The 14,146-nt window shown below is 24.7% G+C and carries 18 protein-coding genes and 1 other annotated feature; of the genes, 17 read left to right on the forward strand and 1 reads right to left on the reverse strand.

Going from position 1 to position 14,146, the window contains the following annotated elements:
* The first annotated feature begins 500 nt into the window (after positions 1-500).
* The 13 genes from AACL11_RS05795 (at position 501) to AACL11_RS05855 (ending at position 6,409) form a co-directional block, all read left to right on the forward strand.
* Complete coding sequence (locus AACL11_RS05795; protein WP_338986659.1) at positions 501-827, forward strand: hypothetical protein; 327 nt, start codon at positions 501-503, stop codon at positions 825-827.
* A gap of 38 nt (positions 828-865) precedes the next feature.
* The gene (locus AACL11_RS05800) at positions 866-1,879 is read left to right on the forward strand and encodes an IS3 family transposase (RefSeq protein WP_338986622.1); all 1,014 of its coding nucleotides are present in this window, start codon (positions 866-868) and stop codon (positions 1,877-1,879) included.
* Positions 1,880-1,957: 78 nt separating this feature from the next.
* Positions 1,958-2,152, forward strand: a complete 195-nt coding sequence (locus AACL11_RS05805) for a hypothetical protein (protein WP_338986661.1) — start codon at positions 1,958-1,960, stop codon at positions 2,150-2,152.
* Positions 2,153-2,286: 134 nt separating this feature from the next.
* Entirely contained in the window at positions 2,287-2,553 is a 267-nt protein-coding gene (locus AACL11_RS05810) for a hypothetical protein (protein WP_338986662.1), read from the forward strand.
* 2 nt (positions 2,554-2,555) lie between these two features.
* Positions 2,556-2,996, forward strand: a complete 441-nt coding sequence (locus tag AACL11_RS05815; protein ID WP_338986663.1) for a hypothetical protein — start codon at positions 2,556-2,558, stop codon at positions 2,994-2,996.
* Positions 2,986-3,279 carry a hypothetical protein gene (locus tag AACL11_RS05820; protein ID WP_338986666.1) on the forward strand — a complete coding sequence of 98 codons (294 nt, stop codon included), beginning with the start codon at positions 2,986-2,988 and terminating at the stop codon, positions 3,277-3,279. The genes AACL11_RS05815 and AACL11_RS05820 overlap by 11 nt, the downstream gene beginning before the upstream one ends.
* 3 nt (positions 3,280-3,282) lie before the next feature.
* Positions 3,283-3,444 (forward strand): hypothetical protein, encoded by a 162-nt coding sequence (locus AACL11_RS05825; RefSeq protein ID WP_338986669.1) that lies wholly within the window; start codon positions 3,283-3,285, stop codon positions 3,442-3,444.
* 17 nt (positions 3,445-3,461) lie between these two features.
* On the forward strand, positions 3,462-3,668 hold the full coding sequence (locus AACL11_RS05830; RefSeq protein WP_338986671.1) for a hypothetical protein: 207 nt from the start codon (positions 3,462-3,464) through the stop codon (positions 3,666-3,668).
* The gene (locus AACL11_RS05835) at positions 3,668-4,018 is read left to right on the forward strand and encodes a hypothetical protein (RefSeq protein WP_338986673.1); all 351 of its coding nucleotides are present in this window, start codon (positions 3,668-3,670) and stop codon (positions 4,016-4,018) included. The genes AACL11_RS05830 and AACL11_RS05835 overlap by 1 nt, the downstream gene beginning before the upstream one ends.
* On the forward strand, positions 4,011-4,148 hold the full coding sequence (locus tag AACL11_RS05840; protein ID WP_338986674.1) for a hypothetical protein: 138 nt from the start codon (positions 4,011-4,013) through the stop codon (positions 4,146-4,148). The genes AACL11_RS05835 and AACL11_RS05840 overlap by 8 nt, the downstream gene beginning before the upstream one ends.
* The gene (locus AACL11_RS05845) at positions 4,148-4,384 is read left to right on the forward strand and encodes a hypothetical protein (protein ID WP_338986677.1); all 237 of its coding nucleotides are present in this window, start codon (positions 4,148-4,150) and stop codon (positions 4,382-4,384) included. Before AACL11_RS05840 ends, AACL11_RS05845 begins: the two co-directional genes overlap by 1 nt.
* A 276-nt stretch (positions 4,385-4,660) precedes the next feature.
* On the forward strand, positions 4,661-5,899 hold the full coding sequence (locus tag AACL11_RS05850) for an IS256 family transposase (protein ID WP_338986680.1): 1,239 nt from the start codon (positions 4,661-4,663) through the stop codon (positions 5,897-5,899).
* Positions 5,900-5,971: 72 nt separating this feature from the next.
* Complete coding sequence (locus tag AACL11_RS05855; RefSeq protein WP_338986682.1) at positions 5,972-6,409, forward strand: hypothetical protein; 438 nt, start codon at positions 5,972-5,974, stop codon at positions 6,407-6,409.
* On the opposite strand, the gene AACL11_RS05860 is transcribed toward AACL11_RS05855, so the two are convergent.
* Positions 6,395-7,184, reverse strand: a protein-coding gene (locus AACL11_RS05860) for an IS5 family transposase (protein WP_281747819.1) whose coding sequence is annotated in 2 segments (ribosomal slippage) — positions 6,395-6,922 and positions 6,924-7,184 — 789 coding nt in all. Because the reading frame shifts where the segments join, the coding sequence is not laid out codon by codon here. The two genes, AACL11_RS05855 and AACL11_RS05860, sit on opposite strands and share 15 nt — an antisense overlap.
* Here AACL11_RS05860 and AACL11_RS05865 point away from each other — a divergent pair.
* The 4 genes from AACL11_RS05865 (at position 7,166) to AACL11_RS05880 (ending at position 14,135) form a co-directional block, all read left to right on the forward strand.
* The gene (locus tag AACL11_RS05865) at positions 7,166-8,632 is read left to right on the forward strand and encodes a hypothetical protein (protein ID WP_338986684.1); all 1,467 of its coding nucleotides are present in this window, start codon (positions 7,166-7,168) and stop codon (positions 8,630-8,632) included. The two genes, AACL11_RS05860 and AACL11_RS05865, sit on opposite strands and share 19 nt — an antisense overlap.
* Positions 8,633-9,167: 535 nt before the next feature.
* Positions 9,168-9,293, forward strand: a sequence feature (ribosomal protein L10 leader region).
* Between the two features lie 36 nt (positions 9,294-9,329).
* A complete protein-coding gene (gene rplJ, locus AACL11_RS05870) occupies positions 9,330-9,821 on the forward strand; it encodes a 50S ribosomal protein L10 (RefSeq protein ID WP_252320296.1) in 492 nt (163 codons plus the stop codon).
* 40 nt (positions 9,822-9,861) lie between these two features.
* A complete protein-coding gene (rplL, locus tag AACL11_RS05875) occupies positions 9,862-10,242 on the forward strand; it encodes a 50S ribosomal protein L7/L12 (protein ID WP_252320298.1) in 381 nt (126 codons plus the stop codon).
* Positions 10,243-10,424: 182 nt separating this feature from the next.
* On the forward strand, positions 10,425-14,135 hold the full coding sequence (locus AACL11_RS05880) for a DNA-directed RNA polymerase subunit beta (RefSeq protein ID WP_338986686.1): 3,711 nt from the start codon (positions 10,425-10,427) through the stop codon (positions 14,133-14,135).
* Positions 14,136-14,146 lie beyond the last annotated feature (11 nt).

Here is a 14,146-nt window from a genome sequence, read left to right on the forward strand (position 1 = left end):
AACACAGTTGTTAAAAATAGTAGCTAGCATGTGGACTTGCATGGATAAATAAAAAGTGGAGTGATACCTAATAAAATATACTAACCAGTAATGGTAATTCTTGGGGTGGGAGCGAATTGGAAACTAGTATATATAGACCTGTTGTAGGGACCTATTGTATTAATTCTATTCTTTATTTAACCAACCTTGCCACTCCCCAGTGAGCAAGTGTTGGTTTTATTTTTTATTTTTTTTTGAAAATTTTTTTGGGCGAGAAAATAAATTTCAAACTTGTAAAAAAAATTGAGCGGTGCCGGTTCAATTAAAATATTAATTTGTTAAACACAAATTAAATAAATATTGAATCGAATGCCTCAATGTTTTTTAAAATTTCACAATTTATTTTTGAGCCCAGTTTTCATTGAATGAATAAAACGAATAGTAGTATTATTAATAATCTAAAAATCAAAATATATGTTCTTTATGCTAGAAGCAACAGAACATATTAGGAAAGGATTATTATGCAAATAGAATTTAAAAAAGAACAAATTGTTAAAGATAAACCACAATCTATTCTTATTGATTATGTTGAATATAAATTATCACTTCCAAAATGAATGATTAAAAATAATTCTTTTATTATTGATAACAGTTACACATATTGAGTTTTTAATTTAGAAAATATTAAAAGAGAACTAAATGGTAATGAATTAATAAAATTATTAGAACCATATATTAAAGACCAAAAAATAACTGTTAATAAACCAACGGCTCCAAAAGAATATTATCTTAATGATATAAAACTTGAACCACGCCACTTAGCCCTTTTTACTAGACCATTAATTTAAAAAATCTGAATGTATTCTAAAAACAATTGTGTTATATAATGAACACTAATTTTGACCTGAAAGGATTTTTATTAATGGATAAAATTAAACAAATAGCATTAATAATTAACAAATTAAATATCAAAGAAAAAATTAAAATTATCGATGATTGCAAAAATCAATATTCAATTAGAAACTTATGTCAATATCTTCAATTAAACAGATCAACATATTACTTTTTAAAAAATAAACAAAAACTTATTAAAAAAGAAAAAAATCATATTATTAATTGCAATCATAAATATCAAGAATTATGCCAACTTTTAATCGAATTTCATTCTACAAGAAAAGGTAGAATTTATGGATATTTAAGAATTTTTTCAGCTTTTAAAGAGTGATTAAAACAAGAGAAAAATATCATTTTAAATATAGAATTATCAACAAAACAAATGCGAAAAATTATGAAAAAACACAATATTCAAGGATTAAAACAAACTAAAAATAACTATCCTAAAAACAAAAAAAATCCAAATAAGTGAATACCTACAATGGATAAAGTAAACAAAGATTACAAAAGTACAACCGCTTCAAATCAAATTTGATCAATGGATACTAAACAAATAAACACCAAAGAAGGTTGACTATATCTTTTTGTAATTATTGATTTTTATTCAAATAATGTTGTTAGTTATAATACATTTTCAAATAAATCATATCAAGATTTAATTCTTCCTGCACTTGAAAAAATAAACAACCAATTTTCTTGAAATCAAATAAAAAACGTTATTTTACATTCAGATAACGCCAACGAATTTTATTGTCAAGAAATTACAAAATGAGCAAAAAACAAACAAATAATTTTAAGCAAAAAACAACCATATGATATTGGCGGTAATGTCATATCTGAAAATTGATTTTCACATTTATCTCAAGAATGATTGCCTAAAGACTCAAATCAATATTTAACAATCAATGAAGCTATTAATGATGTAAATCAATATGTTATGTTTTATAATTATGAAAGAATACATTCTAAATTTTTAAAACCACCAATATTACAAATAAAAATTTAGAAATATCTATCAAAATATGGTCCAGTAATTAGGGCTAACCACCCACTAACATTTTATGAACAGCATAATAGTTGATTTATGGGTGAAATAACTGATAACAAAACTAAAATTACTAATCCTTGTTTTAAATATAACATTACGTGAGAAGAAAACAGAAAAGGTTTTAAAATAAATAATCCATATAATCATAATGATTTACCAATTAATTATATAGTTACTTCGTATAAGGAAATTTCAACTCATAATGAAAAAGTATTTTTGTTGAACATGTAAACAACATAAATTAGATTATTTATTCTTTAATACTAATGATATAAAAACAAGAAAATATTTTTTAAGAGATAAAAATAGTAAAGCAATTTGTTATGACTGTATTTTAAATATTAGGTTAAGTAGGAGATATAAGTATGGATAAAGAAAAACCATTTTCTTGCAAAGACCAAGAAATTATTAATGAATATAATAAAAAACGTAATCAAGAAATAATAAAAGAACATTTAAATAATATAAAAAAATTAAGAGAAAATTTTAAAAAAGAAATAATTAATGAATATAAAGAAAAATTAATTACATATTTAGAAAATAAAATTGAAAATGATGGATATAGAAGTGCAAATAATGATGCCATATATTATTCATTAATTAAAAAAATCAATAATGGTGAGTTTGATTAATAATGCAATATGAATTAATTATTGGAATTGACCCTGCTGGAATTGGTAATAATGGAATTGTTATTTATTCAAATGAAACTAATAATATTGTTTTTAATGAAACATTTAAAACTAAAACACTTTTAGAAAGCAAAAATATGTATAAAGAATACTTCTTATTAACTAAAAAACATTTTATTAATAGCAACAAAATATTAGTTATTGTAGAAAATTTCTTTTTAAATTCAAAACAATTATTAACTAATCCATTAGCAACTCCTAAAATTATTGGTGCATTAATGGTATTAGTACAAGATGTTATGAATTGAGATTATCAAGAAAGTGAACCAAAAAATAAAAATAAAATTGAAAATTATAAAGGAAATATAAAATTATCAAAACATGAACAAGATGCATATAAGCATATTCAATATTATTTAAGGAATTATAAAAATGAAGGATAAAGCAAATTATGTCAAATTAACATTAAAACTTAGTAATACTATTGAAGCAAAATATTACGAAAAAGGTAATAAAGAATTATATTATAGTGTTCGTGGTCAATGAAATGGATTAAACTATGTTACTTTAATTTTTAATAAACCAAAACTTTATAACCGATGTATTTTATTAAACAAAAATGATGAAATTATAGTAACTGGTGAAATCTTTAATAATTGAAATATGAATATAAATCGTGCATTTTGTTCAATTAATGTTAAATGATTTAAAAAATGAAAAGAGTAAAAAATGATATTATGAAAAATTTTATTAATAGTACCAATATTAATAACAAGTATAACACTAATAATAATTTTAATATTTATTATTAAAGAATTAAAAAATGAATATAAAATATTAAAAATATTAAATGAAATTGCTAATCAAATTGAAAATAAGGAAAGTAAATAATGAAATGTTTTCTTTGTATGGATGGAGAAATATATTCTCCAAAAACCTTATATAAAATAAAAAAACTGAAAAATTTAATTTATAAAGATAGAGATATTGATAGTGAAGATTTTAAAAAAAGATATGAATATCTTTTAAAAAAATTAGGTGACATTGATAAACAAATAATTTTAATAAATTTATTAATAAATCAAGAAAAAAAATATAAAAAGGAAAGTAAATAATGAATAAAGAAAATATACCATGTTGTTTTAGTGAAGTTAATGAAGTTGGTAAACATATAACTAATTGTAATAATTTACCAACAAAATTAGATAAAGATAATGTACAAGTAAGATATTTTTGTGAAGAACATATGATAAAAGTTGAAAATATAAGAAGAAAAATGGCTCAAAAATATATTAATGAATATAAAGAAAATTTAATTAAATATTTAAAAAATGAGTATGAATGAATTATTAAAAATACCAATGAAATAAATGATGATTATTGACACGGATATGCACAAGGAAAATTAAATTTTATATCTTTATGAGATGAAAATATTAAAAAGGGTGAATTTGATAATGAATAAAGAAAAATTACTTAAATATATGAAAGATATAATTAAATGAACTAAAAAAATCAATTATACAAACTCTAATTTTGACAAAAATATTTTAAATTTATTAATTGAAAAAATAGAAAATGGAGAATTTGACTAATGATAATATTACCTACTTTGTTTGAAAATAAAGATGAAATTGAAATATTATCACCATTTCCCAAATCAATTCATACAAGTAATGATATTAGAGCAATTATTTTAAGACAATATCCAAATGTTAAATCAAAACACATAATTGTTTCTGACCCCGAAGGTAATGTTGCATTAATAGTTGGTGATAATGATGTTTATCAAGGTTGAATTAAAGTAACAATTAAAAAATTAGAAAATTAAGGGAGAACAAATAAATGCAAAAGGAAAAAATTAAAATTAGAAATTATGAATTTGAATTAAATTCTTATGTAGTAGATTCCTTATTAGATGTTATAAGAGAATTGATAAAAACAAATAAAGGAGAATAAAATGCCAAACGAAAATACACAATCAAATTATACTTTAACTAAATTAATTAGAACGGTAATGTTTAGTAATCTGTGTAACTTACAAAAATAACTATGTTTAATTAGTTCTAGTAAATATAATTAATTTTCTAGAAAGAGTGAGTTACAGATGGCTAAAAAGCAAAATATTAATAACAATGATCCAATATCACAAGCAGTAGATTTATTATTAGAAAATACTGAAGATTTAACAACAGTTTTTAAAGAGGGAGGATTATATAAAGAATTAACAAAAAGATTAGTAGAAAAAATGTTGAATTCTGAGATGCAAAATTATTTAGGATATGATAAGAATCAACATAGTAATAGTGACAATGCTCGTAATGGTATAAGTTCAAAAAAATTAATAACCCAACAAGGTAAAATTGAAATTGATGTACCAAGAGATCGTAATAGTAATTTTAATCCTGTAATAGTTGCAAAAAGACAAAGAAGATTTGATGGTTTTGATCAACAAGTTCTTTCTTTATATGCAAAAGGTATGACATTATCAGATATTAGAATGCAATTACAAGAGTTATATCATGGTGCTGATATTAGTGAAAGTGTTATTAGTCAAATTACTGATGATGTTATTGATGACGTCAAAGCATGGCAAAATCGACCATTAGATAGTGTTTATCCGATTGTTTATTTTGATTGTATAGTAGTTAAAGTACGACAAGATAAACGGATTATTAATAAATCAGTTTATATAGCTTTAGGAGTTGATTTAGAAGGTAAAAAAGATGTTTTAGGTTTATGAATTAGTGAAAATGAAGGTTCTAAATTTTGATTAGCCAATTTCACAGAAATGAAAAATCGTGGCTTAAATGATATTCTGATTGCTTGTAGTGATAATTTAACAGGCATGTCAGAAGCAATACAATCAGTTTATCCTAAAACCGAACATCAATTATGCATCGTTCATCAAATTAGAAATAGTTTGAAATATGTCTCATATAAGCATAGAAAATCTCTAGTTGCAGATTTAAAACCAATTTATACTGCATGTAGTGAAGAACAAGCAATGCAAGCTTTAGAATCATTTGAAAATAAATGAACTAAACAATATCCACAAATTGCTAAATCTTGATATAAAAATTGAGATAATTTAATGGTTTTTATTAGTTATCCTGCAGAAATAAAAAGGGTAATTTATACCACAAATGCTATTGAATCTGTTAATAGTCAATTACGAAAAGTCATCAGAAATAAAAAAGTTTTTCCTAACGATATGTCAGTTTTTAAAATATTTTATTTAGCAATTGACAATATAACAAAAAAATGAACAATGCCCATTCAAAATTGAAATACAGCAATTGCTCATTTTATGATAAAATTTGAAGACAGAATTAATCTGAATTAGTAACTTTGTAAAACAAAGAAACACAGATTATTAAAAAGCCTCATTAGAACTGGTATAAGTCCAATTTGTGCAATGATTGGTACAAGTGCTTATTATGGTCAAGTAATTTCAAATCCAGTATTAGGTTCAATTAATAGTTTATTATTTGGTAAAAAATTAGGTTTAGATATATGAAATTTAAATCAAAGACCAAATACTAAAACTAAATTAATTAATAGTAGTAAAAAAATATTACTAGGTTTAGGAACAATTGGTTTAGCAAATTATAGTAAATGAACAGAAAATAATATTACTCCAATTATTCCAACAACACCAACTCCAATAACTACTACAACTACAACTGAGGGTCCACCATGATTATTATTAGATAGACAAGAACATCAGTCATTAATGGATTGAGATACATATATTAGTTTAAATGCTTATGGTATTTCAAATCTTATTAGTGGATTAACTGAATTAATACCTAATAGATTTGAAAATATAAGAACCTGTTTAGAATCTTTTTAATAAAATTGAAATAAAGGAAAGAACAACCATTTGTAAACTAGTATTTAGTTTTCTTTCACAATTTTTTCATAATCTTCTGCATTTTTCTAATCATGCAAAGCTTCGTTCTACAACTCATCTTTTTGGCAATACTACAAAAGAATGTAATTCATTACGTTTTACAACTTCAACATTTGCATTTATGATTGTTTTGATTGCAGAAGCAAATTTTTCACCAGTATAGCCAGCATCTACTATTATTTTTTGAACTGTAGAAAGATTTTCTTTTTCACTTTTAATCATTATGATAGCACTATTACGATCTGTTTTTTCTGCTGTAGTTATGTAAATTGCATGTGGTAAACCTTGCGTATCAACTGCAATATGACGTTTTATTCCTGAAATCTTTTTACCAGCATCATAACCTTTATTTTCAGTAGTATCTGTATTTTTAACACTTTGCGAATCAATTATACAAAAACTAGTTTTTTCTTTTCGATGATTCTTAATACGAATCTTTTTAACTAATTTTTTTTAAAATTAATTGCAATACACTAGGTTCTTTATCATTGTTTTTACTTCAAATTTGGAAATAATAATATACAGTTTGTCATTTTGGAAAATTTTTTGGTAACATTCTTCATTGACAACCACTTTTTAATACATATAAAACTGCACAAAACACTTCATATAAATCTAAATTTCTTGGTTTTGTTTTCTTTTTGCTGTTTTCTAAAGTTGATTTTATGTTCTCAAATTGTTCTTTAGTAACATGACTTGGATAATTTTTATGCATATATACCTCTTATTTTAAAATATATAGTAATTTTACATTATTTTCTAAAAGATTCTAAACAGGTTCTTACAATTATAGAAGATCAAAAGATAAGTAAACTTAGAGAAGAAATTTTTAATTTTACAAAACAATTAGAAGATGTCAAAAGAACAAATGATGATTTAAATAAAAAATTAACTATTATTAGAGAAAATCTTTTTGAATTAGAAATTATTCAACTTAATCCATTACTTGATGATTTAAAACGTAAAGAAAGAAAAATGGAAATGAATAAAACTAAGAAACAAAATACAACCGATAGTGAATTTAGAGAATATTTTGCGCTTAAAGAAACAATATCAGATAAAGAATTAGAAATTGAAGAACAAAGAAATATAAAAAAAGAATTGAATAATAATATTGAAAAAAATAATTCTAAAATTGAAGAATTAGAAAATACTATAAGCAATTTAAATAATCAACTAGATAGTTATAGTGATGATTGGATGCCGTTATCATTAAAAGAAAATATTAATAGAAGAATAGAACTACAAAGAAAAATTGATGAAGAAAATTTAACTGAAGAGCAAAAACTAGAAATATTTTCTAATATTTCTAAGTTAAAAAAAGAAATAAAAAAAGAATGAAATATTAAAAGTCAAAATGTTCAAAAAATTTATGAAGAAATTTTTCCAATTGAAGATAAGATATTTTATATAACAACTGTAGTTTATAATGATGAATCAATTTTTGAAGAAATAATATATTTTGATAATAATGAAAAAAATGAGGTTGAAGTTTGAAAACAAACTAAAAAGTACCAGAGTATTGAAGAATATAAAAAAAGCACTTGTTTAATTGATAAAGAAAATGCAAATAATATTAGTACAATGCCAGTTAAAGAATTATTAAAAGAACAAATGGAATTAAAATCAAAGCCATCTAAAACGGAGTGAAAAGTTTGGGTTATTATTTTAGTCATTACTATTGTTATTGCTGTTCTTCCAAATTTGCTTTCTGTGATTTTAGCTCCTTATTTGGCTGCTGCAGTAGTGGCAACAATTAAGATTGATATTGCTATTGCTTCAGTTTTTATTAGTGGAGGTTTTAAAGCAATTACATCAGTTTTTTCAACTGCATCAAAAAAAGTTGAATCATGAATTTATAATAAAATATTTAAAAATAATAAAGATAAAAAAGAAAAAGAAAAAAAAGAAGTTAAATCAGTATCTAAGGATTTAACAAGTGATAAATTAGAAACTAAGTTAGAAACACAATTTAATATATTAAAACAAGAACTGGATGGTAGAAAACTTAAAACTATAAATGAACTAATGAATGATAAAACAATAATAAATTTTGAAAATAATATAATTCCAGTTGAAAATCAGTTTGATGTAGATAAAGCTAATTCTATGGACAATATGCAACCTCCTACAAATGTAAGACAACGACGTTATTCATTTTAAAATATAACGATAATTAGTTTAATTATTCTTACTTAATTAAGTAAGAATAATTTTTTATATATTTTTATATATATTTTTAATAAAAAATATATAATTTTATTGAGTATTTAAAGGTAGAAAAAATATTCAAAAAGTGAAAGGAATAATAAATTAAAACAAGAAGCACATGCTAAAAATGCTGATAAAATAAATAAAGCTTGAGGAGAAAAAAATGAATCTGAAAGAAGAGAAAGAGTTTGTAAAAATCTTGAGTTAGATAAATCAAAAATAAATAGTGAATCTTCTTCAAGTGAAAGTAAAAACTCTAGTAGTAAAAACAGTAACCAGTTATAAAAAAAACAATTTTTTTAATTAAAATAAACTTCAATATGAAGTTTATTTTAAATTTATTTTTTTAATCTTAATTAAGATATTGATGAAATTAGCATTTATGTTATTAAAAATAGTGTTTATAACTTAAAAGATATATAATAAAAAATTATTTATTTAATCTTTTGTAAATTTTTCTTGATTTTAATATATATATATCATATAATATACAAGCTAGAATAAGCCAAAGACAGCAACGGACTTTTGTCTTAATTATGTTGCTCAGGTAATTTCCATCATTATATATGCATGTGATTTACTCGGTTTTGCTCCGAGTTTTATTTACTACTTATTGCTAGTTATTTCAGAATAATAAGGAGGTGTACTTATGCGCCCAGCAATGGTTGAAAAACAAAAAACTATTGATTTAATTGCTAAGCAAATTAATGATTCAAAAACAACAATTGTTGTACAATATCAAGGTATGAATGTTGAAGAAATTAGTTCTTTACGTAAGGAATTAAGAGCTAAAGGTGCAACATTCACTATTTATAAGAATAATTTAGTTGCTCGTGCTTTAAAAAAAGAATATTCATCGCTTGAAAGTAGTTTAGTTGGCCCAAATGGTTTTATCTTTGGATTTGAAAACGACTTAGAAACAGCTAAAATAGTTTCTAATTATGCTAAAATTAATAAATTATTAGTATTAAGAGGTGGCATTTTTGAAGGGAAAGTTATTGACCAAAGTGAGTTACAAAAAATAGCTTCATTACCATCAAAATTAGAATTAATTTCAATGTTAGCTTCTTGTTTACAAGCACCAGTTCGCAATTTGGCTTTAGCAATTAAAGCAGTAGCCCAACAAAAAGAAAACGCATAATTAACACTTATTAAATAAAAAAAATATGGAGGAAAAAATAATGGAAAATATTACAAATAAACAAATTATTGAACATGTTAAAACAATGACAGCAGTTCAATTAAAAGAATTAGTTGAATTAATTGAAACAACTTTTGGAGTAACTGCAGCAGTTGCTTCTGCACCAGCAGCAGCTAAAGAAGAAGCAACAAAACCATCAACAGTTTCTGTAATCTTAAAAGAAGTAGGAGACAAAAAAGTTGATGTTATTAAAGCAGTTAAGGCAATTGTTGGTGGTACAATGTCTTTAATGGATGCTAAAAAAATGGTTGATGCAGTAGCAACAGGACCACAAAAGATTTTAGAAAATATTGATACAGCAAAAGCAACAGAACACGAAGCAACGTTAAAAGCCGTTGGTGCTATTGTTGAAGTTAAGTAGTTCAAATATTAAAAATTTATATGAAAACCAGTTTTAATTAATACTGGTTTTCTGTTTGTTATTTAACTAAAAATTATCAACTTAAAACTTAATATTTTATCAAACTAATTAGTAATTTAATACTAATTAACTGAAATCAAATTATTTGATTTTAATAAATTTTTAAAATTGGAGATGAACCAATGTCATATACTACAAAACAATTTGGTCATTATGCTAAAAGACGTGACTATACTAAAGTATCAGGAAATTTAGAACTTCCTGATTTAATTTCAATTCAACGTGATACTTATAAATGATTTATTGATACAGGAATACAAGAAGTATTTAATGAAATATTTCCGGTAACTGATAATGATAATCGTATTATTTTATCATTGATTGATTGAGAATTTCGTAAACCAAGAAGAACATTAAAAGAAGCAAAAGATGAGTCAAAAACTTATGAAGCACCAATCTATACAAAATTATCTTTATCAATTCATGAAAATAATCGTAATTTAACTATTGCTGCTAAAGATAATATTTTAGATTATTTAATGCGTTGAATTAAAGACCAATTTGGTATTAAAAACATTAATGAACCAAAAGTTAGCGATAATATATATTATTTTGAAGAAAAAAATGTTCATGCTAATAGTGAATTTTCAACTATTGAAGTTACTATTAAAAGTAGAGAAGAAGATGTTTTAATTGTTGATTATACATTAACTCGTGAAGGAGATGTATTTTTAGGTGATTTTCCATTAATGACACAAAAAGGAACCTTTATTATTAATGGAAGTGAAAAGGTTGTTGTTTCACAATTAGTTCGTTCACCAGGTGCATATTTTAAAATTGAAATTGATCCAAAAACCGGATTATATAAATTTTTAGGTGATTTAATTCCATCACGTGGAACTTGACTAGAATTTGAAACTGATTCTAAACGTAATAAATTAGTTCGTAATAAAAATGCAATTAAAGATATTATTCAAGTTAAAATTGAAAAATCACGTAAAATTGCAGTAACCACTTTACTTACTGCCTTAGGATTAACTAAAGATGATGTTATTAATATAATTGGTAAAGATGATGTTTTATTAAATACTTATGAATATGATGAACATCAAAATTGACCAGCAGCAGTACAAGAAATTTATAAAAAAATTAAAGCCGGAGAAACTGCCAGTGTTGATGGTGCTGCAAAATTTTTAACTGGATTATTATTTGATTCAAAAAAATATGATTTAACAAAAGCAGGAAGATATAAGTTAATTCAAAAATTAGCTATTACAGATCGTGTTTTAAATTACACTCTAGCTGAAGATATTAAAGATATTAGAGGTAAAGTTGTTTTATCCAAAAAAACAGTAATTGGTAAATCACAATTAGAAATTCTAAAAACAGTATTAGAAGAAGGAGCATGTTTAGTACCTTTAAAAACATCAATTAGTGATAGTGAACCAAAACATTATGTGCAGTTAATTAAAGTTTATAATGATAAAGAAAGATTAAATGAAGTTATTAATGTTGTTGGAATTAATCCTAAATGTAAAGAAGTAATTATTACTATTGCTGATATTTTAGCAACTCTTTCTTATATTTTAAATTTTGTTCATGGTATTGGTAATGCTGATGATATTGATCACTTAGCAAATCGTCGTATTCGTACAATTGGTGAATTACTACAAAACCAATTTCGTATCGGGATGGGACGTATTGAAAAAAATGTTAAAGAAAAAATGTCAACTACTGATAGTGATAAAATGAAACCAGCAAATATTATAAATAATAAACCATTAACAGCTGTTATTGGTGAGTTTTTTAACTTATCACAATTATCACAATTTATGGATCAAACTAATCCATTAGCAGAATTGGCTAATAAAAGACGTTTAACTGCTTTAGGACCTGGTGGATTATCACGTGATCGTGCTAGTTTAGAAGTTCGTGATGTTCACTATTCTCACTATGGAAGAATTTGTCCAATTGAAACTCCTGAAGGACCTAATATTGGTTTAATCAATAATTTAGCCACTTATGCTCGTATTAATGAATACGGTTTTATTGAAACACCTTACCGTCAAGTAATTGCAGGTAAAATTACTAATGAAATTAAATATTTAACTGCCGGTGAAGAAAAGAATTATATCATTGCACAAGCTAATATTGAATTAGATACTAATAATGTTATTAAAAATAATAATGTTATTGCTCGTAGTAATGGTCAAAATATTATTGTTGGACCAAACGAAGTTGAATATATTGATGTTTCACCAAAACAAATTGTGTCAATAGCTACAAGTTGTATTCCCTTTTTAGAAAATGATGATGCTAACCGTGCTTTAATGGGTGCTAATATGCAACGTCAAGCAATTCCATTATTAAAACCACAAACACCAATTGTTGGTACGGGTGTTGAGTATGCTGTTGCTCGTGACTCAGGATTAGCTATTGTTGCTAATTTACCGGGAGTTGTACAATATGTTGATTCTCATGAAATTATTATTAAATCAGAAGATGAAATAACAACTTATGAGTTAAGTCGTTTTGAACGTAGTAATCAAGGAACAGCAGTAACTCATGTGCCATTAGTAAAAGTTGGTGATAAAGTTGAAGTTAATCAAATTTTAGCAGACGGACCTTCAATGAAAGATGGTGAACTTGCATTAGGACAAAATGTAATTATTGCTTTCATGACTTGACATGGTTATAACTATGAAGATGCTATTATTATTAGTGAACGTTTAGTAAAAGATGATGTTTATACTTCAATGCATATTGAAGAATATAATTTAGAATGTCGAAAAACAAAACAAGGTAAAGAAGAAATTACACGTGAAATCCCTAATACTTCTGAACAATCAAGACGTTATCTTGATGATGAAGGAATTGTTTTAATTGGAACTGAAGTTAAAGAAGGAGATATTCTTGTTGGTAAAGTTACACCAAAAGGTCAAACACAATCAACTGCTGAAGAAAAATTATTAGCAGCTATTTTTGGTGAAAAATCACGTAATGTTAAAGATAATTCATTACGAGTACCTAATGGTGGTGCTGGAATTGTTCAAGGTATTAAACGTTATAAACGTGAAGATGATTTTGACTTACCTTCAGAAGTAGAAGAAGTAGTTAAAGTATTTATTGTACAAAAACGTAAAATCCGAGAAGGAGATAAAATGGCTGGAAGACACGGAAATAAAGGTGTTATTTCTAAAGTCTTACCAATTGAAGATATGCCTTTCCTAGAAGATGGAACACCAGTTGATATTATGTTAAATCCATTAGGAGTACCATCGCGGATGAATATTGGACAAATTCTTGAATTACACTTAGGAATGGCTGCTAAAACTTTAGGAATTAAAGTAGCAACCCCTGTTTTTGATGGTGCAAAAAATCAAGACTTGTTAGATATTATGAAAGAAGCAAAATATAATGACTTTGATAAATTAACATTATATGATGGTTTAACTGGTGAAAAGTTTGCCAAGAAAATTTCAGTTGGTGTTATGTATATGTTAAAACTATCACACATGGTAGATGATAAATTACATGCTCGTAATGTGGGCCCATATTCATTAATTACTCAACAACCATTAGGTGGTAAGGCACAAAATGGTGGACAAAGATTTGGAGAAATGGAAGTTTGAGCATTAGAAGCTTATGGTGCTGCTCATACTTTACAAGAAATCCTAACTATTAAATCTGATGATATTAAAGGTAGAATTAAAACTTATGAAGCGATTCTACGTAATAAACAAATTCCAACGCCAGGTATCCCTGAATCATTTAATGTTTTAACAAAAGAACTACAAGGTTTAGGAATAAATATTGTGTTAATTGACGAAAAAGGTCAAGAACAAAAAGTTGTAACTTACGATGAAGAAGTCGAAAGTTATCTTGAGGATTAGAAAAGGAGTAA

Source organism: Spiroplasma endosymbiont of Dasysyrphus albostriatus (genome assembly GCF_964019495.1).
In the GTDB taxonomy this organism is placed as follows: Bacteria; Bacillota_I; Bacilli_A; order Mycoplasmatales; family VBWQ01; genus Spiroplasma_E.